Annotated in this window: 20 protein-coding genes and 1 tRNA gene; 7 read left to right on the forward strand and 14 right to left on the reverse strand. The window is 44.0% G+C overall.

All coding sequences use genetic code 11. The annotated features are described in order from the left end of the window. Nucleotides 1–21 precede the first annotated feature (21 nt). The 7 genes from DWW70_RS10810 to DWW70_RS10840 all read right to left on the reverse strand — a co-directional run bounded on the left by DWW70_RS10810 (nucleotide 22) and on the right by DWW70_RS10840 (nucleotide 7,955). Entirely contained in the window at nucleotides 22–1,119 is a 1,098-nt protein-coding gene (locus DWW70_RS10810; RefSeq protein WP_015533434.1) for a GGDEF domain-containing protein, read from the reverse strand. A 129-nt stretch (nucleotides 1,120–1,248) separates the two neighbouring features. After that, nucleotides 1,249–1,821 carry an indolepyruvate oxidoreductase subunit beta gene (locus tag DWW70_RS10815; protein ID WP_015533435.1) on the reverse strand — a complete coding sequence of 191 codons (573 nt, stop codon included), beginning with the start codon at nucleotides 1,819–1,821 and terminating at the stop codon, nucleotides 1,249–1,251. Nucleotides 1,822–1,823: 2 nt separating this feature from the next. After that, nucleotides 1,824–3,566 carry an indolepyruvate ferredoxin oxidoreductase subunit alpha gene (gene iorA / locus DWW70_RS10820; RefSeq protein WP_022216725.1) on the reverse strand — a complete coding sequence of 581 codons (1,743 nt, stop codon included), beginning with the start codon at nucleotides 3,564–3,566 and terminating at the stop codon, nucleotides 1,824–1,826. Nucleotides 3,567–3,741: 175 nt separating this feature from the next. Beyond that, nucleotides 3,742–5,580: a vWA domain-containing protein gene (locus DWW70_RS10825; protein ID WP_118649845.1), complete on the reverse strand. Its 1,839-nt coding sequence runs from the start codon at nucleotides 5,578–5,580 to the stop codon at nucleotides 3,742–3,744. 118 nt (nucleotides 5,581–5,698) lie between these two features. After that, nucleotides 5,699–6,409 carry a hypothetical protein gene (locus DWW70_RS10830; protein WP_118649846.1) on the reverse strand — a complete coding sequence of 237 codons (711 nt, stop codon included), beginning with the start codon at nucleotides 6,407–6,409 and terminating at the stop codon, nucleotides 5,699–5,701. Then, nucleotides 6,406–6,924 (reverse strand): RNA polymerase sigma factor, encoded by a 519-nt coding sequence (locus DWW70_RS10835; RefSeq protein ID WP_015533439.1) that lies wholly within the window; start codon nucleotides 6,922–6,924, stop codon nucleotides 6,406–6,408. The genes DWW70_RS10830 and DWW70_RS10835 overlap by 4 nt, the downstream gene beginning before the upstream one ends. 89 nt (nucleotides 6,925–7,013) lie before the next feature. Beyond that, nucleotides 7,014–7,955, reverse strand: coding sequence for a hypothetical protein (locus DWW70_RS10840; protein ID WP_015533440.1), 942 nt, complete (start codon nucleotides 7,953–7,955; stop codon nucleotides 7,014–7,016). A 181-nt stretch (nucleotides 7,956–8,136) separates the two neighbouring features. On the opposite strand from DWW70_RS10840, the gene DWW70_RS10845 reads away from it, so the two are divergent. Next, nucleotides 8,137–8,856: a GTP pyrophosphokinase gene (locus DWW70_RS10845; protein WP_015533441.1), complete on the forward strand. Its 720-nt coding sequence runs from the start codon at nucleotides 8,137–8,139 to the stop codon at nucleotides 8,854–8,856. Between the two features lie 124 nt (nucleotides 8,857–8,980). Continuing rightward, nucleotides 8,981–9,054, forward strand: a tRNA-Arg gene (locus DWW70_RS10850). A 125-nt stretch (nucleotides 9,055–9,179) separates the two neighbouring features. On the opposite strand, the gene DWW70_RS10855 is transcribed toward DWW70_RS10850, so the two are convergent. The 3 genes from DWW70_RS10855 to DWW70_RS10865 form a co-directional block, all read right to left on the reverse strand. Next, on the reverse strand, nucleotides 9,180–9,608 hold the full coding sequence (locus DWW70_RS10855) for a hypothetical protein (protein WP_055224266.1): 429 nt from the start codon (nucleotides 9,606–9,608) through the stop codon (nucleotides 9,180–9,182). Nucleotides 9,609–9,679: 71 nt separating this feature from the next. Further along, a complete protein-coding gene (locus DWW70_RS10860; protein WP_118649847.1) occupies nucleotides 9,680–10,447 on the reverse strand; it encodes a hypothetical protein in 768 nt (255 codons plus the stop codon). A gap of 139 nt (nucleotides 10,448–10,586) precedes the next feature. Continuing rightward, nucleotides 10,587–11,534, reverse strand: coding sequence for a hypothetical protein (locus DWW70_RS10865; RefSeq protein ID WP_243017714.1), 948 nt, complete (start codon nucleotides 11,532–11,534; stop codon nucleotides 10,587–10,589). 230 nt (nucleotides 11,535–11,764) lie between these two features. Here DWW70_RS10865 and DWW70_RS10870 point away from each other — a divergent pair, with 230 nt between their 5' ends. After that, on the forward strand, nucleotides 11,765–11,995 hold the full coding sequence (locus tag DWW70_RS10870; protein ID WP_118649848.1) for a hypothetical protein: 231 nt from the start codon (nucleotides 11,765–11,767) through the stop codon (nucleotides 11,993–11,995). Between the two features lie 64 nt (nucleotides 11,996–12,059). Here DWW70_RS10870 and sstT read toward each other — a convergent pair whose 3' ends face one another. The 4 genes from sstT to DWW70_RS10890 form a co-directional block, all read right to left on the reverse strand. Beyond that, the gene (gene sstT, locus DWW70_RS10875; RefSeq protein WP_118649849.1) at nucleotides 12,060–13,310 is read right to left on the reverse strand and encodes a serine/threonine transporter SstT; all 1,251 of its coding nucleotides are present in this window, start codon (nucleotides 13,308–13,310) and stop codon (nucleotides 12,060–12,062) included. 246 nt (nucleotides 13,311–13,556) lie between these two features. Further along, complete coding sequence (locus tag DWW70_RS10880; protein WP_118649850.1) at nucleotides 13,557–14,672, reverse strand: 5-methyltetrahydropteroyltriglutamate--homocysteine S-methyltransferase; 1,116 nt, start codon at nucleotides 14,670–14,672, stop codon at nucleotides 13,557–13,559. Nucleotides 14,673–14,954: 282 nt separating this feature from the next. Further along, nucleotides 14,955–16,799, reverse strand: coding sequence for an ABC transporter ATP-binding protein (locus DWW70_RS10885; protein WP_118018410.1), 1,845 nt, complete (start codon nucleotides 16,797–16,799; stop codon nucleotides 14,955–14,957). A gap of 3 nt (nucleotides 16,800–16,802) precedes the next feature. Then, entirely contained in the window at nucleotides 16,803–18,995 is a 2,193-nt protein-coding gene (locus tag DWW70_RS10890; protein WP_118018412.1) for an ABC transporter ATP-binding protein, read from the reverse strand. 681 nt (nucleotides 18,996–19,676) lie between these two features. Between DWW70_RS10890 and DWW70_RS10895 the strand changes: the two genes are divergently transcribed. From DWW70_RS10895 to DWW70_RS10915, 4 genes are all read left to right on the forward strand, one after another. Next, entirely contained in the window at nucleotides 19,677–22,727 is a 3,051-nt protein-coding gene (locus tag DWW70_RS10895; protein ID WP_003060618.1) for an SrtB-anchored collagen-binding adhesin, read from the forward strand. A 235-nt stretch (nucleotides 22,728–22,962) separates the two neighbouring features. Beyond that, nucleotides 22,963–23,289: a YdcP family protein gene (locus DWW70_RS10905; protein WP_003059926.1), complete on the forward strand. Its 327-nt coding sequence runs from the start codon at nucleotides 22,963–22,965 to the stop codon at nucleotides 23,287–23,289. A 15-nt stretch (nucleotides 23,290–23,304) separates the two neighbouring features. Beyond that, on the forward strand, nucleotides 23,305–23,688 hold the full coding sequence (locus DWW70_RS10910; RefSeq protein ID WP_003062614.1) for a YdcP family protein: 384 nt from the start codon (nucleotides 23,305–23,307) through the stop codon (nucleotides 23,686–23,688). A gap of 168 nt (nucleotides 23,689–23,856) precedes the next feature. Continuing rightward, nucleotides 23,857–24,444, forward strand: a complete 588-nt coding sequence (locus DWW70_RS10915) for a helix-turn-helix domain-containing protein (RefSeq protein ID WP_003061262.1) — start codon at nucleotides 23,857–23,859, stop codon at nucleotides 24,442–24,444. The last annotated feature ends 182 nt before the right edge of the window (nucleotides 24,445–24,626 follow it).

The following is a 24,626-nucleotide window of genomic DNA, read 5'->3' on the forward strand; positions in this document are numbered from 1 at the left end:
CACAGCCCAATGTGTTATTTTTTATTCACTTATAACTGTTCTGTTTCTTCCTGATTCCTTCGCCTTATAGAGTGCTGAATCCGCTCTGTTGAACCATGCCTTGGAACTCTCTCCCTTGGTGTACTCAGCGACACCACAGCTACAGGTTATTCCATCCTTGTTCATAAAGTGGAAATAGTAGCATCTGAACTCTGTTCTTATGTCCTCAACAACATTCATGACCTTGGACAGTTCCACATCATGGAACAGTATCACGAACTCCTCACCGCCGTATCTGAAGGCAAGTCCCATATCCTTCGACTTCTCCTTCATCATCTTACACAGCGCCTTGATAACTATATCTCCATTGCTGTGGCCATATGTATCGTTGACTTCCTTGAAATGATCTATATCAAATATGGTGACATAGGACTTCGCCCCAGTCTGCTCCACATTCTCGATCTCCTTATCAAGGCTCTCCTCAAATGATCTTCTGTTGTACAGGCCTGTCATCGGATCAACCATAAGCTCACTCATCAGTGTTACCTGTCTGTTGTAGCTTCCGGCAATCGATTCCATAAGTGCCTTCGTGTGCTTGTTGACGACCATAACCATCGCACACATAACAGATACTACCAGTATGTATATGAGCAGTGCTCCAACCCAGTTCATCTGTGTGGCAAGCTCACCGACATTCAAATGTAATCTCACAACATTGATGACCATGAGTGCAAGCACCGCAACTCCCGACCATACCGTCAGCTCCTGATCTGCAAATAACGCCGTGGCAATTATGGTGACACACGGAATAAGTATAAGCGGGTATATGGTGCAATATGTAAATGCTATAACACCGACACATACATATATCATACCTGTCACGACATAATTCTTGTGCTTTATGTCCGCCTCATCGTGCTTCATATAAAAATAGCAAATTGTGATCGCTATAGCCTGTACTATCATCGGCAGCACGATATACTTTACTATATATGCGCCTGCTCCTATGCTCTTATCTACTCTGTATACTCCAAATAATATCCATGCAATAACAAAAGAAATACTGCATATAACTATCATCATACGCCATACCAGCATATGCCATCTTGCGTCAATCTCATCCTTGTTAATATCATTCATGTGTACGCACCCCGCAAACCATCATATGTGTTGATTTTACCATATGAGGGTCCTTTTTTCCACCATTAATCAACAAAAGACGGACTTTTTTTATGCCAAAATCCGTCTTTTGTACCAAAAATCGTCAAATTACTTAAGGTTGTAGCCAACCTCAAATGCCTCAAGATTCTTCTCCACTGTCTTAGGTGGAACTGTGTTCTTGATAACCTCAACCCATGCATCATGTGAGAAATCCATGTGCTGTGCCGCGATTCCTATGATGACTGTGTTAAATACCTTGTTGTTGCCAAGCTTCTTTGCCTCGTCCATGGCATCAACTGAGATAACCTTGTACTTGCCGCTGAGCTCCTCGATGATTCCATCAGGATACTGTGCTGCGCCTGTAACTACAGTGATAGGATCTATTCTCTGGTCATTTACGATGATAACTCCATCCTTCTTCAGGAAGTGTGCATATCTGAGTGCCTCAAGTCTCTCAAATGCTATGAGGACATCCGCACATCCCTCTTCCACGATAGGCTCATTTACCTTCTCACCATATCTTACATATGTAACAACACTTCCACCTCTCTGGCTCATTCCGTGAACCTCTGAGAGCTTTACATCATAACCTGCTGCCGTGGTGATTCCACCGAGTATACGGCTTGTGAGAAGTGTTCCCTGTCCGCCTACGCCGACGATCATAATATTCTTTGTCTCCATGATTAGAACTCCTCCCTTTCTATAGCATCGAACTTACAACGCTTCATGCACAGTCCACAGCCTGTACAGAGTGTGTCATCTATACGGATGGTTCCATCCTCCTGCCTGATAACTGCAGGGCATCCAGGCTTTAAGCACATACCGCACTTCTTGCACTTCTCAGGTATTGCCTTGCATCTTCCTGTTATCTTAGTCGTCTTCAAGAGTACACAAGGTGACTTTGTGATGATGACTGATACCTCATCCTTTGCTGTCTCCTCCTTGATGAGCTTCTTAAGACCTTCTATATCAAATGCATTTATCTCATGGACGCTCTGGATTCCCAGTGCCTTGCAGAGATTGTAAATATCAATGGCATATGTAGGATCTCCCATCAGTGTCTTACCTGTTGCGGCGTGATCCTGATGTCCTGTCATACCTGTTGTCGAGTTGTCAAGTATGATGACTGTTCCTGTACTCTGGTTGTATACCATGTTCATGAGTGAGTTCACACCTGTGTGAAGGAATGTTGAATCACCTATGACCGCTACCCAGTTCTTGATATAATCCTTGCCCTTTGCCTTCTCCATTCCATGAAGGGTAGAGATGGATGAACCCATGCAGACTGTTGTGTCAATAACACTGAGCGGTGCGACAGCTCCGAGTGTGTAACATCCGATATCTCCTGCAGCGTGGATCTTCAGCTCTGAGAGGACTGAGAATACGCTTCTGTGTGGACATCCTGGACAGAGGATAGGTGGTCTAGCTGGAACCTGAGCAGCCTCGACTGTCTCTATCTTCTCGCCGAGAAGCTTCTCTCTGAGCATATTTGCGCTGTACTCACCCTGAACTGTAAGCAGCTCCTTGCCGACTGCATCTATTCCCCATGATCTGACCTGAGTCTCGATATGTGGCTCAAGCTCCTCGATGACATACACCTTGTCTACCTGTGCACAGAAGTCCTCGATCATCTTTCTTGGGAGTGGATTTACCATGCCAAGCTTTAAGACTGATGCGTTTGGCATAGCCTCTCTGACATACTGGTAAGGGATACCGCTGGTGATGACACCCACACTCTTGTCTCTCATCTCAACTCTGTTGATCGGCATGTCAGCTCCGTCTGCTGCCATGTCCTTGAGTCTCTGCTCTACAAATACATGACGTGGTATAGCGTTACCAGGCATCATGACATATTTCTTTATATTTCTCTCATATGGCTTGTCAGGAATCTCCTGTCTGTCACAGAGCTCTACAACGCCCTGTGAGTGTGAGAGTCTTGTGGTTGTACGGAGCATTACAGGAGTATCATACTTCTCACTCAGCTCAAATGCATACTTTGTGAAATCCTTTGCCTCCTGGCTGTCTGATGGCTCAACAACTGGGATCATGGCTGTTCTTGCTACAAGTCTTGAATCCTGCTCATTCTGTGATGAGTACATTCCAGGATCATCTGCTGCAACAAGTACCATACCTCCGTTCACACCTGTGTATGCTGCGGTGAACAGCGGATCTGATGCCACGTTCACACCTACATGTTTCATCGACACTATTGATCTCACTCCCGCAAATGATGCACCGATCGCTACCTCTGTGGCTACCTTCTCATTTGGTGACCACTCTGAGTAGATATCTCCTTTGTACTGCACCATGTTCTCACTGATCTCTGTACTTGGTGTTCCAGGATATGCCGCTGATACCTTGACACCCGCTTCATAACAGCCTCTGGCGATGGCTGCGTTACCAAGCATAATCTTTTTTTCGCCCATGAATCTTACCCTTCCTGTCTATATTGATATTCTTGTTTTTATTTTTTCGTCTTAATTGACACTCTAATTTGTTATTATACAAGAATTATCAATAAAATAAAAGAGTTTTATACAATGTGATTACAAAGTGTGATTACAAAGCCATATCGAACAGCTCCTCTTATCGACATTTTTCCTAGTCAGTTATATTCTGTGTCTGACGTACCATGTCTGCAAAGCCCTGCCACTGCATATCGATAATATCGCCACTGCCGGCTGAACTGTCCACCTTACCGCCAACAAGAGCCATAACCATATCAAAATCTGCAGAACCCACATATTCACTGTTTTTGAGGATCATACCATAGGCCGCCACGGCACTTGCCGCACTCATGTCAACGGACATTTCGCTGCTGTAGCTGTCAGTCTTCACCACACGGCTCACAAGACTGCTCTTATCCCCATCCGGCTCCTTGTATCTTACGTTCACTGTCGCAAGCTCACCGGTATAGTCCTCTGCGCTATCAGACTTATCCTTAACGTCTTGTGATGCAGTCTTCGATGTATTTGCCTGATTGGAATCCTGTCCGTATTTGTGCTCGGCTGCAGGCACATCGAAGTCTGATTCCGCAGGCACTATCTCATAGAGCACCGTCACCATATGTCCTGCGCCTATCTCGCCGCCGTCCACAGCGTCATTTGCAAAGTCCGCATCCGCAAGGGCGCGGTTCTCATAACCTATCTGCCTGTAACCCTTGACATTTGCCGAGTTGAACTCTATCTGGAACTTCACATCTTTTGCAACAGTGTTCAACGTGCCGCCCATCTCATCCACCAGCACCTTCTTCGCCTCGTATGCAGAATCTATAAATGCAGAGTTTCCGTCACCGTTATCAGCAAGAGACTCAAGCTTGTTGTCCTTCAGATTGTCCGTTCCAAACCCAAGCACGCTGAGAAAAATGTTGTTTTCCTTCTTCTCCTCGGTTATCAGATCCACAAGGTCGCTCTCACTGGTAAGCCCCACGTTCAGATCCCCGTCCGTTGCAAGTATGACACGGTTGTTACCTCCCTCTATAAAGTTCTTCTCCGCCAGCTCGTAAGCTGTGATGATGGCATCGCCGCCGTTGGTACAGCCCTCGGCTGTCATACTTGAAAGCGCCTCATTTATCGTGTACTGCTCTGAGCCGGATGTGCCCGAGAGCACCACCGTATCCTCACCCGCATATGTGACTATGCTCACCTTGTCGTTCTCATCCAGATTCTCCGCCAGCATGGCAAATGACTGCTGCACGAGTGGGAGTTTGTTATCCTCATACATGGATCCCGAGGTGTCGATCAGGAACACCAGATTTGAAGGCTTCTTGTCTCCAAAATCTATTTCATCCGTGTTGATCCCAACCATCATGAGCTTTGTGGCCTTGTTCCACGGGCAGTCCGAATATTCTGTGTATATGGAGAACTTCTCTCCATCCTCAGGCTTCCTTCTGTAGTCATAGGTAAAATAGTTCAGCATCTCTTCTATTCTCACCGCTCCGTCCGGTGGGAGACAGCCTGACTCTATATACGACCTGACGTTGCTGTATGATGCCGTATCCCTGTCCGCCGCAAATGTGGAGAGAGGTCTGTCCGCTGTGGATACAAATCCATTCTCCGCCACGCTGTCATACTCTCTCGTATCGTAGGCGATCTCTGTATACATAGAATTTGAAGTATCTGTCACCATCGCTGTATCTCCAGCGACTGTTGCCACATCACAAGCTTCCTCCGCATACATAACATCATTCGACGTACTGTTGAATATTCCACTCAAGCCATTGTCCTGCAGCGACTTCTTTTTTTGCTTACTTTCTTTTTCCCTGTACTTTTCTGCGATCCCTGTTATCTCTGTCTTATCCCCATTTTGTTTTTCAAGGCGCATTCCCCTGCCATCTACTGCATCATCGTTACCGCAGCCCGTAAGACCTCCTACCATCATAACCCCTGCCATAACTGCGCATATGGATCTTGCAAATATTTTTGAATTATATTTCATCATAAAAAATCCCTCCGTAATATGAATTTCAAGCTACCGGTCAAGCTTTATATTCTATATACGAAGGGATTATTATTTTTTATGGTAATTTCTGTATTTTTTAATTTTTGATTTGTTTGTGCTATTCTGCCCTCTCAAATCTGTACCAGTTGCCCTCAACCTTCACTACAAGGCTGCCATCATCACACACAATGTAGGCTGAGTTTCTGGATGGGTTCATGTCAAAGTTGACCTCGCCGTCATTTGCCGGCACGCCATCGGTGTAGCTCTCAGCGTAGGCCGCTTTGCTCTCATCCACGCTGTCAGCATCGACCATGTCGTATGTGTCCCTGTAGAGCACACCATCCAACATGATCATGGGGATATAGTCAGCACTATTCACAGAATTCTGAGCATCAGTATTTCTCTGTACATCATAACTCGCCGTGGCGTTTTCTGCCATTTCAGCAGCATCGCTTTGAATATCGTCTGCCGCAGCCGCGTCACTTTCTTGTGCATAATAACTTTCATCCGAAGTCACCTTCACACTGTTGTCCTGCGCTGTCTTATCGCTTGCCCTCTTACGGCTGTTCCTTAACGGTCCGGCTACGATCAGCACACACACCACTGCCGCTGCCACAAGACCGGAAACGATCTGGATGGTTCTTCTGTTCCTGTCTTTACGGTCTTTCTTGACTCCAAACTTCTTATCTCCAGATTTCTTATCCTGCACCCGCTGCGCATCCACCGCATCAAGTCCTGCCTCTATTTTTTCCCAGAGATCAGGTGCATCCATATTCTCTATATATTTGTCAGCTATTTCCTTTTCCAGTTCATCTTCATGTCTGTTCATAGTCTGCACCTCCTAAGTCTCTTGATCGCACTGTTGTAAAGCCATGTGACTGTTCCCATCGGCTTGCCAACTATCTCTGATATCTCTCTGAAGGTAAATCCTCCAGCCACCTTCATATCAACTATCTCCCGCTCATCAGGCTTAAGCGACTCCATGGCCACCTTCAGTGACACGCTGTTCACAACCTGTTCCTCCATGCTGCCACTCTGCCCGGTCTCCGGTATCTCATCCACCAGAGCCTCACGGTCTATCTTCCTGATCCTGTCCACCGCCATATTCCGGGCGATCGTGACCAACCATTTCTTATGTCCATTTCCCGGCTTATAGCTTCCCGCAATGCTATACAGCTTGATGAAGAATTCCGATGTCACATCCTCAGCCTCCTCGCGCTGTCCTATGGTGTCGTACACCACAGCATATATGAGCTTCAGATACGCATCATATATGTGCCGCAGGCTATCCCTGTCGCCCGCCGCCATCGCAGACATGCACTGTTCAAATTCTCTGTCTGTCATAGCTCCCTCCTCATGATAATATACGTTATATCAACTGATTTTTATGGAATGTCATTTAACTTTTTAATCTTTTCCGCCTATTTACAACATCATATCTTCCGCATGGCGGCAAATCCCATCACGTAATTTTTCCTGCCACCAGCCGTGTCAAATGGCCATACCATATGGCGGCTGTCAACCAGCTCCACGTCGTAGTTCATATGAAGCGACATATCCTTCATGAGCTGTGCCACACCTTCTATGTGCTCCACCGACTTCATCGTCTCCACATCCCGCCTGTCAAATGCATTTGCAAGCTTCTCTGCGCATGTCTGATCCTCACATGCAGCGACCTCATATCCATATATGAGTACATCCTTTGTCATATGGTACATGTAGTCATTGAGTCTCTCCACCGCCGCCTCGTTCAGCCCCGAGATGGCACTGCTTATGAGTCTAAGATCCTCGTCATGATAATTGTCCCTGTAGTGGTAAAGCAATGCCGCAAATCTGGAATTTAGCTGGCTGTGAAGCCCGACCGCCACACTGTAATCAAATATATCAAGATACCTGTCGGTGTCATTTACTATATCCCCAGATTCCGTTCTGCCAATATATTTACCGGAATTGGCAGTCGCTATGCCTGTCAGGAACTCAAGTATATGCTCGGTGTCCTCACAGTCCTCAAGCATCGCCTCATACAAGCGGTACTGGTCATCGTCTACATGCCAGAATGGAATATCCGCTATTATATAATCCTGTTCCTTCAACCCATATTCCCTGACTGCCGAAAGCACAGCTTCCCTGTCTCTGTCTATGAGCACCAGCCTGTAATTATCTGCCAATCTTCCTATATCTATATCGCCGGCCGGCCCTATTCCCCACAGTGCAAGCACAGGCTTTGAATTCGCTGCATCTGCATCCTGTCCGGATTCTTTTTTTACCCGGCAGTTATTTTCTATATATTCCGTCACCTCACGTCTGTACTGTTCCCATCCCACATAGGAATCCGGTATACGCTCCGTGGCGATCATCTCATCAAAATAGCTCATTGTCTTCTCCTGACTCTGTGAACTGACAAATAAAGCAAAAGGGTTATGCCTGTCAGTATTTATTGATCATTCACAGGTATTTTATAAAATTTTATTTTTAAGCACAAGTGGAATGTAGTATAATACACATAGTTGTGCAACAGGACACACCATTCCAGTTTTTTTACATTTTGGAGGAGTTATGGAATCAATACAGACAAACGCTCTGAACAGCAAATACATCAATTCACTCCTGCGCCCGGAGGAAAATCCTTTCATGCAGGAGATGCAGAGTTTTGAGGAGATCATGATGATGTATTCATGTGCCATCAGAGAGGTGAAGACAAAATTTGAAGTGCTGAACGATGATTTCAGCGTAAGATATAAGAGAAATCCTATAGAATTCATACAGTCAAGGATCAAGAAGCCTGTCAGCATTGCCAAAAAGCTTGCAAGCAAGGGCTGTCCGGTGACATGTGCAAGTATACTGAACAATCTGGATGACGTCGCCGGAATAAGAGTCATCTGCCCATTCATCGACGACATATATATGGTGGCAGAAAAGCTCATAAGTCAGGACGACATCACCCTGATCGAGGCAAAAGACTACATATCGCATCCAAAGCCAAATGGCTACCGCAGTCTGCATGTCATAGTCGAGATTCCTGTGTTCTTCGCAGACCACACAAGGAATATGCGTGTGGAGGTACAGATCAGAACAATCGCGATGGACTTCTGGGCGAGCCTGGATCACCAGCTCAGATATAAGAAGGATATCCCGAACGTGGACATGATCTCCGCAAGACTTAAGAAATGCGCAGATGTCATATCCGCAACAGACCTTGAGATGCAGTCCATCAAGAACAGCATATATGGTCAGAGGTATATTCCTGAACTTAAGAGAGAATCACCTGAAGAATAACTACAGTTATCTATTACTGATATTTTTCAACCTCAGGTAGAATGAAAAAATTGAAATATTTGCAACTTTTCATTTGACATTTTATCAAATCTGTTGTAGTATAACTGATGTTGTTAAGCAACATGTGTGCATAGCTCAGCTGGATAGAGCACTTGGCTACGGACCAAGGTGTCGGGGGTTCGAATCCTCTTGCGCACGTGACAGAAGCTGTCTGAATTATTTCAGACAGCTTTTTTGTTTCATCAAAACTACTTTATAACAGCCAAATATTATTCATAAAAAAAGCCAGGGGGTGCGACTATAAGCTTTATTTACATAAAGTGCTACTCCCTGCTCCCCAGATATTCTTCCACCTTCTCCGGCGTATCCAGTCTCAGCCGTACAATAGTCATCATGATCATGTACCGCAACACTTCCTTTAAGATCTCATCGTCAAACTGCGACTTCATATTTTCCGGGTATGCGTGTACCAGGAAGTGCACATTATAAGCATCGCCCTGTCTTGAGATAAATGCACTCACATAGAGGCCATTCATGACCGCTGTTATGATGTCGTCATCCGTGATCTGTATATTTATCTTATACATCTTTGATATAAACTTTACCGTCTTGTCTTCTTTTACGAGAAAACGCCTGTCTGTAATCTCTCCTATGGAAAAGTTCTGTTTATGGAGTGTTATCGCCTGCAGGAATTCTGATTCCCTGTCATTCTCAATTATATAATCATATATATCATTAGGTGTGTATGCCATATTGTTCAAGTTATCCTTTCATCTATTTGTCTATATGCTAAGCGCTTTTGTCTATCACTCGTCCGGAGTCGTCACGTCACACTGCCCATCGTAAGTCCGATCACAAATACCACAAATGCACCAATCGTAAGCACATACCACTCGATAACACGGACTGTAAGTTCCCAGTCAGACGGCTCAACATCATACAGGTTTCTCACCCTGGGCCACATGGCCAATCTGAAAAGTTCATCTGGAAACAACATGCTTACGACTGCAATAATGCATATAATGATTCCGAATATATATAATACTATATTTCCTCTGTTTGTAGTCTGCGGACCAGTAATAAACTTCACTATTTCATAAATATCCGGCGGATTTGCATAATAATCTCCTAAAACCACATCAAAATCGTTGGTCATCGTGCCGTCCGCATTGTATACCATGTATCCATCTTTTGAGACAGCGCCTCTAAAAAACACCTTATCACCCGCCATGATCTTTACTCCGATATAATCATCAGATGATAACATGCCGTTTTCTGTCCCTACCGGTATGGCAGAATGATCCTCCATCCAGCTATATGGTCCATATGTTACGTCTCTATACCCATCTCCTGTAAATCGATGATAACACTTAAATTCTATGCTCTGGTCATCATATACTATGATACTTGTATGTCCATCTGTATATGTCACATTTCCCTGTTCTTCTTTTCGGGTCAGAAAGTCACCCCTGAATTCTATTCCCTTTATGGACATTATAATCGGATAAATTATGGAAAATGCTATGATCATTGCCACTATAATGCTCATCAGAACCTTTTGCGTCCTGGATAAATTCTTTATTCTCTCCATATACATTTCCCCCTTCGATCAGGAATTTTCTGTTATCTCCACGAGCTGCGAAACATACTCTGCAGATTTCAAATACATATCGACTGCCTATATTATCCTCCCATGCTATCCGCAGCCCCTGACTATTGCCCGCGCACGCCTAGAACAGATCCAGCGTATTGTCAAGATATATCTCTTCTCTTACCCTCAGCTGGTACTCTGGCTTTGTCATATAGTATAACAGAAATTCCAGCACTATGGCACTTCCAAGACCTCTTCCCTCTATCTTGAAATTGGAAAATCCCATCGGCAGGTAAATGTTCCTTATATCATCTATACCTATAAATCCGGGATTCTCCATCGCTTTTGAGAAACGATAGCCACCTGCTGCGTTCGGCGATGTACAGTGGTGAATTGATTTCTCACCGAGAGCCATACGGCTCACATCCTCATAGCAGGCTTTCCTGTCCTGACAGGAGAACCAACAGCATTCGTTGCACAGGAATTCCACCTTGTCTTTCTGCTTTTGCGAAAGCGCCCCCAGCCTGTCAAATGCTTTGTTCAGCCGGAAATCCGGCACAACATATCGGAATTCATCCCGGTCAAGCTCTGCCGAAAACTGGTCAAAGTCCGTAATGACCTTTGTTGTAGATGAAACCATATATAGTCCCGGATAGTTCTCCTGCAGATAGTCAAGCAACAACTCCGAATGGACTATGACACCGTTTTGAATATCACCCTTCTCAAACGCTCTGCACAAATCATTACACCGTTTATCCGCAAGATGTTCCGGTCTTAACAATGAGTTGCTGAAGGTCAGCCTCGCCGATATTCCATACCCGCTCATAAGTTCCAGCACATCTCTGGCACCGCTGTCGCCATATCCTGCTCTGCCGCCACCCCAGAGGCAGTCACCCGGTGCGCCATACACCGAGCCGATATCACACCAGTCGTAAAAATATTCCCTGTGCTCACGGTATAGTGGCAGGAATACCTTGTACAGCTCGTAGAATTCAAAAAGTCCGGGCAGATGGTAATGTGCCTTGTATTCTGTTTTGTTATTACCTGTCTCTGGCTTTGATCTGCCAGACAATGGCTCATTCCCCATAGTGTTCATTTTCCTGTTTTTCTTTCAGTTCCCATATGTTATCTTAGCTTCCGCATACTGTCTACAATTATATAAAAGTTCTTCATCTGTTGCAAACCATGTTTAGGATATTGTATATTTGAAAGAGGCATCGACCACCCAAAGATCAAAAAGAGGAAGAACGTCGATGCGGAGCTGGACAAGTTTCTGTAGGCAATACAAACAAACTGCAACGGAGGTTATTATTTATTATGGGGAATACATTCAGGGAAGTTAAGTGTTTCAAATGCGGACACATTTTTATGTGGCAGAAAGATGGTATAGACTATCAGTCTGAATATCGTCTGGAAAGCACCAGCGAACTGCTGGGAATTGCGGCATGTCCTAAATGCGGAACGGATATGTTGGTAATTCCGCATGTTCTTGAGGGAATCTCTAAAGATTCAAATGGAATTGTGGAATCAGGGATACGGGGAATATAAAGGCAAAAACAACCGGGTATGTTTCTTCCTGAACATGCCCGATTATTTTTTATATGGGAATATCCTACTCATCTGGATTTACGATGGCGCCTATCTTAAACTCTCTGCCGTCCTTTTGCCACTGTCTGTACTCCGCTGTAGCGGCAAAGAGTACATCTCCCGATGAGTTGATTGCCGTCTCAAGTGAATCCTGGACCACTCCGATGATCATTCCGACAGCAACAGCCTGCATGGATATATCCTGTGGGATTCCAAACAGCGAGCACGCCATAGGAATGAGCAACAGCGAACCTCCCGCAACACCTGAGGCACCGCACGCGCCAAGGGTTGCCATAAGACTGAGCATGAGTGCTGTCGGAACGTCAACCGACACTCCCATGGTATTTGCAACGGAAAGCGCCATTATAGTTATAGTGATGGCGGCACCATCCATATTGATGGTCGCGCCAAGCGGTATGGATACCGAATACACATCCGGGTCAAGTCCAAGTCTATTGCAAAGTGACATGTTCACTGGGATATTTGCCGCAGAACTTCTGGTGAAGAACGCCGTCACACCTGACTCTCTGAGACATCTCCACGCAAGTGGATATGCATTTCTCCTTAAGACGATAGTCGCAAGGAGCGGATCTACGATCAATGCAACCGTAAGCATGGCGCCCACAAGCACAAGCAGCAATCTGCCATATTCCTTGAATATCGACAATCCACTCTCCGATACTGTCGTGAACACAAGTCCCATGATTCCAAATGGTGCGCACCCGATGATCCACCTCACGACGGTTGATACCGCATCCGATATGGATACAAGTGCAGATTTTATAGACTTGCTTGTCCGTCGCATGGCAAGTCCAAACAAAAGTGCCCATGCAAGTATGCAGAGATAATTTGCGTTGAGTATCGCATTTACGGGATTATCGGTGATGTTGAGCAAAAGATTCTGGAGGACCTCCATGATTCCCGATGGGACGACATCCGCCTGATATGATTCAAGGTCCAGTGTCATGGTTACAGGGAAAATAAAACTTGCGCTCACCGCCACTACCGCTGCGCATAGCGTGCTGAGCATATACATGATCGTCACCATACGGAACTGCTGGCCATTTCCCTTTCCTGCATTTGCAATTGAGCTGATGACAAGGGCAAACACCAGTATCGGCGCAATTGCCTTGAGCGCCCTGACGAACATGGTTCCGATCAGGCCTATTCCCGTTGCCCCCGGCACCAGAAGTCCCAGCACCGCACCGATCACTATTCCAACCAATATCTTCGCGATCAGCGACACCCTATTCCACATCTCTACAATCTTTTTCATGAATCTAACTCCTAACTATATCTATATTTCTGCTTTTTAACATACATTTTCTTTAGCATTCTTCTTTCTCAGAAGAAGTATCCTCACGAGCAAAAACACTGGGAATATAACTCCCGCAAGGATTCCGCGTTTCTTAATAGTATCATATATCGATCAGGCTTGTATATAACAGATTTCATAACACAAAAAGCGGCGAACAGATTCTTGCTTCTGTTCGCCGCCACTTCACTTCTATAATACTCTATTTTATGACCAGACTTCCTCTGCTATCTCCTTAACGAGCTTGAGCTTTGCCCACTGCTCTTCCTCTGTCAGCTTGTTTCCGATCTCACACGATGCAAATCCACACTGAGGGCTCAGGCATAATCTGTCAAGTGGTACATACTTTGCAGCCTCATAGATCCTTGCAATGACCTTCTCCTTATCCTCAAGAACCGGAGATTTTGTTGTGATAAGTCCGAGCACGACCTTCTTGTTCTCTGAAACCTTTGCAAGAGGTGCAAATCCGCCCGATCTCTCATCGTCATACTCAAGGAACAGCGCATCTACATTCTCATTTGCAAATACATAATCTGCAACTGTGTCATAAGGACCGCTTGTGAAGAATGTTGAGTGGTAATTTCCTCTGCAGATATGTGAAGTGATGACCATATCCTCCGGCTTTCCTTCAAGGGCAAGATTGTTCACTGCAAGCAGCTCCTTCTTGACATCCTCAAGTGATATTCCAAGCGACCTATATCTCTGCTTTGCTGCATCCCCCACTATGGCTCCCCATGTACAATCGTCAAGCTGCAGGTTTCGGCATCCAGCATCATAGAACTGCTTAATAACATCCTGATAAGCCTTTCCGATATCCTGGATAAGCTCCTCATTTGTAGGATAGAACTTCCTTGTGTTTGCAATATTGTCAGGTACTATCATCTGCTGGAATGTCTGTGCAGGAGCCGGTATCGTATACTTTGCAACTGTATTCTCATCCTCGAACTGCTTTAAGAACTTGAAATATTCAACAAATGGATGAGCCTTTGCCTTTATCTTACCTACAAGATACGTATCATCAAGAACCGCAAGCTCTGCATCGAATTTCACACCATTTCCAGTGTTCTCATGGGCAACTCCATCAAGTCCCCACATAAAGTCAAGATGCCAGAATGTTCTTCTGAACTCGCCATCTGTGATCGCATGGAATCCAAGTTCCTTCTGCTTTGCAACGACCTTGGTAATCTCCTCATTAACAACTTTGTCGAACTCCTCCTTGGTGATCTTTCCGTCCCTGTATGCTGCCTTCGCATCCTTGAGTGCCTGTGGTCTCAGAAAGCTTCCTACAAAATCGTATCTGAAAGGTGTCTGTAATTTGCTCATATGTCTTTATCCTCCGTAGTGTTTTCTCGTTTTCTTAACTTGAGGATATTCTAGCAGGATAGGCTGTCCATGGAAAATACTATTATTTTGAGGCTTGCCATAGCTTTAAACTATGGAATATGATAAGAGTACTCCACTATCAATGCTTAAAATTCTATAAACCGCCAAATCTATAACAAAAAGCCTGCATAATCCCTATGTGAAATCATCCACAATGACAATCGTCAAATATGATTTCATATAGGCTTATACAGGCTTTCATACCCTATTATTCAATATTCTTTAACTCCACTGCGAGTTATACAGATCCGCATAGAATCCATTCTGAGCCATGAGCTCATCATGGTTACCCTGCTCTATGATGTCACCGTCCTTCATAACAAGGATTATGTCTGCATTCTTGATGGTTGACAGTCTGTGGGCTATGACAAAGCTTGTCCTACCCTTCATCAGATTGTCCATGGCTCTCTGAATCCTGTGTTCTGTTCTCGTATCGACTGACGATGTAGCCTCATCGAGGATCAGGACCGGATTGTCAGCAAGAATTGCCCTTGCGATAGTTAAGAGCTGTTTCTGTCCCTGGGAGATATTTGTTATCTCCTCATTGAGCTCCATGTTGTATCCACCCGGAAGTGCCGAGATAAATCTATGTGCATGAGCTGCCTTTGCCGCTGCGATGACTTCCTCATCCGTGGCATCCAGTCTTCCGTATCTGATATTCTCCATGATAGTGCCCTTGAACAGCCATGTATCCTGAAGCACCATGCCAAATACATCCCTGAGCTCACGTCTGTTGAAGTTCTTAATATTGTGTCCGTCCAGTAGTATAGCACCGCCATTCACGTCGTAGAATCTCATGAGCAGCTTGACCATGGTGGTCTTACCCGCTCCGGTAGGTCCGACTATAGCTACCTGCTGTCCCGGTTTTACATGGGCTGAGAAATCCTTGATGATGATCTGATCCGGGTTGTATCCGAACTTTACATGCTCAAATGTTACCTCACCCTTGATTCCCTCTGTGGATACAGGATTCTCTACTATCTGCTCCTCTTCTTTCTCTTCAAGAAGTTCAAATACTCGCTCAGCGGCTGCTGCCATCTGCTGCATCATATTTGTGACCTGGGCAACCTGCTGAACTGGCTGTGTGAGGTTCTTCACGTACTGTATAAATGCCTGGATATCACCTATCTGGATAGTTCCTCTGATCGCAAGAGCCGCACCTGATATGGCAACTGCCACATAGCCCAGATTACCGACAAACATCATAATAGGCTGCATCAATCCTGAGAAGAACTGTGACTTCCATGCTGACTTGTACAGAGTCTCATTTGTCTCATGGAACTCTCTTCTAACGTCGTTCTCCTTATTGAACGCTTTTATGACATTGTGTCCGCCATACACCTCTTCAACCTGCCCGTTTATGTGTCCCACGTATTCCTGCTGCTGCTTGAAGAATCTCTGGGATTTCTTGATGACAAACATCATGAGCATGATACTTATCGGAAGTATCAGCACTGATATAAGTGTCATAAGCGGGCTGATCGTGAGCATCATCACAATTACACCGATGACCGTACTAACCGATGTGATGAGCTGTGTGATACTCTGGTTCAGACCATTTCCCATGGTATCTATATCATTTGTAATCCTTGAAAGTACCTCGCCATAGGTTCTGCTCTCAAAGTAACTCATCGGCATCCTGTTGATCTTCTCGGACACCTCACGTCTCATCCTGTAGCACACCTTCTGTGTGATACCGGTCATGATGAAGCCCTGTACAAAGCTAAATGCCACACTCAGCACATACAGGCCAAGACAGAACAGCAATATCTTACCGATATACGTGAAATCAATTCCGCCGTTGCCTGTTATCTTGTTCATGATTCCCTCGGACAGGACTGTTGTCGCCTTGCCGAGTACCTTCGGACATACTACGTTGAATACCGTACTTCCAATTGCAAATATAGCAACGACAACAACCGCGGCCTTGTACTTGCCTATATATCTGAATAACTTTCCTATCGTTCCCTTAAAGTCCTTGGCTTTATCGCCGCCCATCATAGGACCGTGGCCTCTTCTAGGACCTCTGAAACTTCTCTGATTATTTGTCTGATTCTGTTCTGACATGTCCTACACCTGCCTTTCTGAGTCAGTTCCAAGACTGGCCGCTATCTCCGATGGAGAAAGCTGTGACTCGGCTATCTGCCTGTACTCCTCACAGGTCTGCATGAGTTCCTTGTGAGTTCCCTTGCCGACTATCGTACCCTCGTCAAGCACAAGTATCTGATCTGCTGAGAGTATAGTGCTTACACGCTGTGCAACGATAAATACCGTGCTGTCATTTATGTGCTCGCCAAGTGCCTTTCTGACTGCCACATCCGTCTTGAAATCAAGCGCCGAAAAGCTGTCGTCAAATATCAGGATCTTCGGCTTTCTTGCTATGGCTCTGGCTATAGCAAGACGCTGTTTCTGACCACCGGACACATTTCCACCGCCCTGAGCAACCGCACTGTCGTAACCATGCTCCTTCTCCTCTATGAAGTCGGATGCCTGGGAAATCTCAGCTGCAAGCTTGACATCTTCATCAGATGCATCCGGTGCACCGAATCTTATATTGGACGCAATCGTTCCCGAGAACAGAATTCCCTTCTGCGGAACAAAACCGATATTCTGTCTCACGCTCTCCATAGTGAGGTCTCTTATATCCTGTCCGTCTATCGTTATCGAACCCTCCGTAACATCATAGAATCTCGGGAGGAGCTGAACCAGTGTACTCTTACCACAACCGGTACTTCCTATGATCGCCGTAGTCTGTCCAGGCTTGGCCTCAAATGAGATATTCTCAAGTACATTCTCATCTGCGCCCGGATATGCAAATGCGACATTGTCATACTTTACGACACCCCTTGGTGCTTCAAGCTTCTTTGCCCCGGCTGCGTCCTGAACTGTCACTTCAGTGTTTATGATCTCCTGTATTCTGTCTGCTGCCACGCTGGCACGAGGGAGCATGACTGACATCATGCTGAGCATAAGGAACGACATGATAATAAGCATTGTGTATGTAATAAATGCAGTCATTGATCCTACCTGAAGGACACCCGCATCAATCTTGTGGGCTGCCACCCACTCTATAAGTATGCTTATTGCATACATGATGAACATGAGTATAGGCATTGCAAATGTCATGACTCTGTTGACGAACAAGGTGTTCTTCGTCAGGTCTTTATTTGCCTCATCGAATCTCTCTTCCTCCCGTTCCTCTCTGCCAAATGCCCTGATAACCGGGATACCTGTAAGTATCTCTCTTGACACAAGGTTTACTCTGTCCACCAGTGTCTGCATAACTTTAAACTTTGGCATGGCAATGACCATAAGCGTTCCCATGAGGATCACAACTGCTGCTATACCGATGAATATTACCCAGCCCATTCCGGCTCCGTTCTCAACAACCTTGACGATTCCTCCAATAGAAAGTATCGGTGCATATAGAACCATTCTGAGCATCATAACTGTAACCATCTGTATCTGCTGGACATCATTTGTAGATCTCGTTATAAGAGATGCAGTTGAGAACTTGTTGATCTCAGCATCCGAAAATGCGATAACCTTGTTGAACACCTTCTCTCTGAGTCCGCAGGCAACGCTTGCCGCAACCCTTGACGCCACAAGTCCTATGAGAACCGCAGCTGCTGCCATGAGAAGTGACATTCCAAGCATCTTCACCGCTGCCCACTTCAGATATGACATCTGTCCTGCCTTATAATCGTAGCCAAAGCTGTCGTAGCATATTCTTGTACATGCTATGGCTGTGGATTCCATATAATCCTCACCCATGCTGTCGAGCATGCCATCAACCACAGGCTTCATCTGTTCACCGATCTGCGCCCACATCTCCTCCGGCATCTCGTCAAGGGTGATTCCCATCTTGTCGAGTCCTGCCTTGATCTCGTTGTCCTCGTCAGAGTTCACCATCTGATATGGATAGTAATACATCATAAGCCCCTTCATACAGGCACTATCCACTTCGTCTATGTGTTCCTCGCCATCTTCTGTCAGGTAATAATAACCATCCGAACCATCTTTATAATATTTCTCCCATACGGCTTTCTCATCGTCATCCATAAATCCGCCTATCACGTTGTAGGCTTTCTCTGGGATCTGTTTCGGACTGCAGTTCTCTATACCGTAGTTCTGTATACCGGTATCTATGAGCTTTGAGGTGTAGTCCGGAAGTGACAGATCACAGTATGCCTGCAGAACAAGAAGAAGGGCTATGATAATGACCGACTTCCAATATGGCTTCAGATTTCTGAATATCTGCATGTCATTTCCTCCTTGAACAATTATTAATCAGATGAATGTATCCCCCTCTAGTCTTTCTATGTGCACAACATAACATCACCTGTACCGGATCGCTCCCGCTCATTTCGGCCTACAGCGGTACTAAGGTGCCACTTACATGCCACCTAAGGACCGGTGGCCTCAAATGTCCTGTACAGGTGCTGTTATGTTGTACACGTTAATATACATTATGCAGGGATACATTCATCTGATATCTACGCTTTCTTCTGACGGAGAAAATGCCATGCTTTAGCTGACGTTGTTTTCCCCTTTACATTTTCAAGCGTATTCTTTCTTTAATTAAATATCTTTGAAAGTTTATCATTGCATATATTCTCAGTCAATTAAATATCTATAAAGATTTAATAATTTTTATGACAAAAACACAATAAAAATCTGATTATCCGCTAAAACACAGTATCTATCAGCATTTTCAAGGAAACAAACACATCAATTTACTACTTATTTACTACCATTGAATGAGCCTTGATACGCAAGTTTTCCTAGATATGCAAAGATATGGTACAGCACATCAGTATTGAAACAAGAAAAATTGAATAACTCATAGACTATGGAACGCCTAAAATGACGTTCCTTTTCTATTTTCAGCCGTTCATTATGGACGGTTATTTTATTACCAAAAATGAAAGGAGCATTAGATTTATGAAAAAGATGTTAAAACGATTGTGTACGGGCTTCTTAGCTCTTGCAACTGTCGTTACTGCTTTGCCGACTACACCCGTTCATGCAGAAAGTAAGCAATACTGGACGGAGTCAAAAGAGCGTGTCGGTATCGTTGAAAAAGTAATGAATGACGGTTCGATTGGTTCTACCTTTAATGAGGGACATTTGACCGTTGAGGGCGAGGACGCTTACTGTATCGACATTAACACAGACTTTAAGAATGGCTACAAGACCAGAGCTGACGCAAGCACCCGTATGAGTGCCGACCAGATAAGCGACGTTGCCTTATCTATCGAATATGTAAAACAGTACACAGACAGCCACAACGGAATAAGCAAAAACCACGCCTACCTTTTAAGACAGCTTGTTGTCTGGCAGAGATTAAGCGTACATCTTGGCTGGCAATGCGATAACGTGCGAGCTTCTTATGATGAAATTCCAAAGGCAACGCAGGACGAAGTTTTCGCTGGTGCAAAAGCCTTTGTCAAAGAGAATAAAGGACGCTATGAATGTGGCGGTTATATCTACTCTGGCGAGGGGCAGGAATTGGGACAATTCTGGGCGAAACTCAATGTTGGAAATGCGAAACTTCAAAAGACTTCCAGTAATACCAGCATTACAGACGGTAACGGGAATTACTCTATCGCTGGTGCGACATACGGTGTCTTTGCTGATAAGGACTGCACGAAACAGCTTGCCACCCTTACGACTGATGAAAACGGAAATACAGATGTCGTAGAGGTAACGGCTGACACAGTCTATATCAAGGAATTATCCGCACCAGCAGGATATAAGGTTGATACAAATATATATTCCTTAAAGGTTGAAGCTGGAAAGACAGCGACCTTGAACGTATCAGATACACCAAAGGTAACAGACACTTTGATTGAACTCTTCAAGATTGATATGGAAACACAGAAAGACAATCCGCAGGGGAACGCTTCTTTAGCAGGTGCGGAATTTACATGGAAGTATTATACTGGCTTCTACAATAAAGACAATCTCCCTGCCGAAGCTACAAGAACATGGGTTACAAAGACAATCGCCGAAACAGACAGCGACGGTACAATCCACTATGTTACAAAATTAGCGGACGCATACAAGGTATCTGGCGACAGTTTCTATATGCAGGACGGCAAAGCCGTTCTTCCACTTGGAACACTAACCGTAGAAGAAACAAAAGCTCCAAACGGTTACTTGCTGGACGGTGCATATATGCAGGCTGGCGATAAGTCCGAACAGATTAAGGGCTTATATGTAACACAGATTACCGAGGACGGCGACCTTGCCGTATTGACTGGAAGTAACCAGTTTTCTGTATCAGACAAGGTTATCCGTGGCGGTGTGAAAATTCAGAAACGAGATTTAGAAACGGGCGATACAAAACCACAAGGAAGTGCCACTTTGAAAGATACTGCCTTTGACATCATTTCCTTAAATGATAATGCGGTACTGGTTGAGGGCAAGCTATACAAGAAAAATGAAGTGGTAAAGACAATCCATACAGACATTGAGGGTGTCGCTTCTACGTCTGCTGACCTTTTACCTTATGGAAAATTCCGTATCGTTGAGAGTGAAGCTCCAAACGGATATTTGACAGACGGTGCAAAACCGATTGATTTTGCAATCACAGAGAATGGAAAAATCGTTGATTTAACCGACGAAGCCCATTCTATCTACAATCAGATTAAGCGTGGAGATATTGAGGGCGTAAAAATCGGAGCAGGCACACACAAGCGTCTTGCTGATGTTCCCTTTAGGATCACAAGCAAGACAACGGGCGAAAGTCATGTTGTGGTAACTGATGATAACGGGCAATTCTCCACTTCTTCTGACTGGGCTTCTCATAAGCATAATACCAACGCAGGAAAGACCAGCGAGGACGGTGTATGGTTTGGAACTTCTAAACCAGACGACAGCAAAGGGGCGTTGCCTTATGATACCTACATCATTGAAGAAATGCGTTGCGATAGTAACAAAGGCTTTGAGCTTATCCCACCTTTTGAAATCGTGGTATCAAGAAATAACCTTGTGATTGATTTAGGTACTTTGACTGATGAATACGAAAAAGAAATCTCTATCCATACCACAGCGACCAGTAAGGACGGCGAAAAGACAATCCTTGCAGGAAAAGAGGTAACAATCGTTGATACCGTCAAATTAGACGGACTTACAAAAGGCACAAAATATCAGCTCAAAGGCTGGCAGATGTTAAAGGAAGAAAACACCGAGCTTCTTATCAATGGAAAGCGTGTAGAAAATGACTATACCTTTATCGCTGATGATGAAGCTATGAAAGTGGAAATTACTTATACATTCAATGCGTCCGAGCTTGGCGGTAAAAATCTGGTAACATTCGAGGAATTATACGATTTGAGCAATCCAGAAGAACCCGTAAAAGTTGCGGAACATAAAGACATTGAGGACGACGGACAGACGGTACTTATCACAGAGCGTATCATCAAAATTCATACGACTGCTACCGATAAGGACGGCAACAAAGAGCTTGAAGCTGGAAAAGAGGTAACAATCATTGATACCATAACCTTAGAGGGCTTAGAAGTCGGCACACAGTACAAACTTGTAGGCTGGCAGATGTTGAAAGAAGAAAATGCAGAGCTTCTTATCAATGGAAAACGTGTGGAAAGTGATTACACCTTTACCGCAGACAGCGAAACTATGAAAGCGGAAGTTGCCTTTACCTTTGACGCTACTTCTCTTGACGGCAAACAGCTTGTAACTTTTGAAGAATTGTACGATTTAAGCAATCCAGACGAGCCGAAGAAAGTTACCGAGCATAAAGACATTGACAACGAGGGACAGACGATTACCTTTAAGGAAAAACCCGAAGTCCCAGAAGAACCAGAGAAACCCAAAACACCACAGACACCAGATACACCGCATAAAACAGACAGTCCAAAAACGGGCGATAACACGAACCTTTACGGACTGCTTGCATTATTACTAACTTCTGGTGCTGGACTGGCAGGTATCTTCTTCTGCAAACGCCGTAAAATGAAGAAATCATAAGGCGGTAACGATATGAGAAAAGAAAAATCACGTTCTCCGCCGATACCGTGTCGGCAGACTTCCGCTTATTCTGGCTTGTCTGCTACTTACCTGCAAGAACACGGATAGTCAAGGGTGCGTAAGCATTTATTTTACCCTTTACTATCTGGGGACTTGCTGGTACTTCCCTAACCGCCAGAATAAGAAATCACTATCAAAAACTTATCAAATATAGAAAGAAACGAGGTAAAACAATATGGAAATGAAATATGTCGTGCCAGATATGGCACAGTCTTTTGGAACACTTGAATTTGCAGGCGAAAGCGAGCCTATCTTTGAAAGAGATAAAAATAACCGCAGGGTCTTAGCCAGACGAAGCTACAACCTTTATTCTGATGTGCAGAAAGGCGAAAATGTTGTCGTGGAAATTCCCGTGCAGGCTGGCGAAAAGCATTTCAAGTATGAACAGAAAGTAAAACTTGTCAATCCGAAATTATACGGCAGAGGTTACGCAATTGGGGATATGGGACATACCGATTATGTGTTACTTGCTGATGATATTGTAGCAGTTGAAGAAAAGTAAAGGAGTGAAAATATTATGAGATTATCAAACGGTTTTGTTATTGACAAAGAGAAAACATTTGGAGAATTAAAATTTACAGCAGTGCGTGATGTATTCTTGCAGAATGAGGACGGGACACCGAGTACCCAGCTTAAAAAGCGTATCTATGATTTGAAGTGCAGTCTGCATGGTGGAATTATCCCCGTGTCTGTACCGCCAGAAGTACCAGTAAGGGAATTTCCGTACAATGCAGTTGTGGAGCTTGTCAATCCAGTAGCCGATACGGTATCACGAAAAACCTATACGGGTGCAGATGTGGACTGGTATGTAAAGGCAGAGGATATTGTGTTGAAGAATAAAGGCAATCAGAACGCAGGCAATCCACAGAACCATGTACCGCAAGGACAGATGAAAAAATAAATGTGAGCCCATATTTTTCTTGTAACTTATATATAGAACCGATATAATTAGTTGAAAAGTTCTGTTTTAAGCCATGTAAAACTATTTTGACAAGGGAAAATGGCAATGTCAAAGGCTTTTGACAGACAAAATAGCTATATTCATATACAATAAAGGAGAAGATTCAAGATGGATATTGGATTACAAATCAAAAAATTTAGGGAACAACAAAAAATTTCTCAAGAAGAACTGGCTCTTAAAATATTTGTTTCAAGACAAACAATTTCTAACTGGGAAACAAATAAAAGTTGTCCAGATGTTAAAAGTTTAATTACTTTATCTAATATCTTCAATGTGTCTTTAGATAATTTTATAAAAGAAGATATAAAGGAGATGAGGGAGATTGTAGAAAAAGCAACTATTAAAAAGTTTAATGTGATAAGTGTAGTTTTCCTAATTGAATTGATAGTCGTAGCCATAAGTGCCTATCCTTTATTTAGTATTAAGGGAAATATAGGAATTATTATTTGGTTATGCTTGTTTGCAATAACGCTCTATACGGCAAGTAAGATTGAAAAATTCAAAAAGAGCCATGACATTCAAACCTATAAAGAAATTTTGGCATTTATTGACGGAAAGCAATTAACGCATGATGAAACACAACAAGAAATAGGAAAAAGAAATTATCAAAAAATCATATTTGCATTCATTGCAGGTGTAATCGCACTTATTATATGTTTTGTTGTAATTTTTATTTGCCAGCATTTAACAAATTAAAAGGGAGGAGAAATCATGGAATTTTGGCTTATTATGATTGGCTTTATAGTTATGGGCGGAAGTTGTTCATTAGCAGGTACTTGGTGGGATAGAAAAAATAAAAAAGATAAAAAAGAAGAAAAGAAACAATAAAATTTACACTTTATTGTTGATTAAGCAGTTAGTCTTAGGATTGACTGCTT

Origin of the sequence: Coprococcus sp. AF16-5, assembly GCF_003479365.1 — a bacterium.
Classification (GTDB): Bacteria; Bacillota; Clostridia; order Lachnospirales; family Lachnospiraceae; genus Coprococcus; species Coprococcus aceti.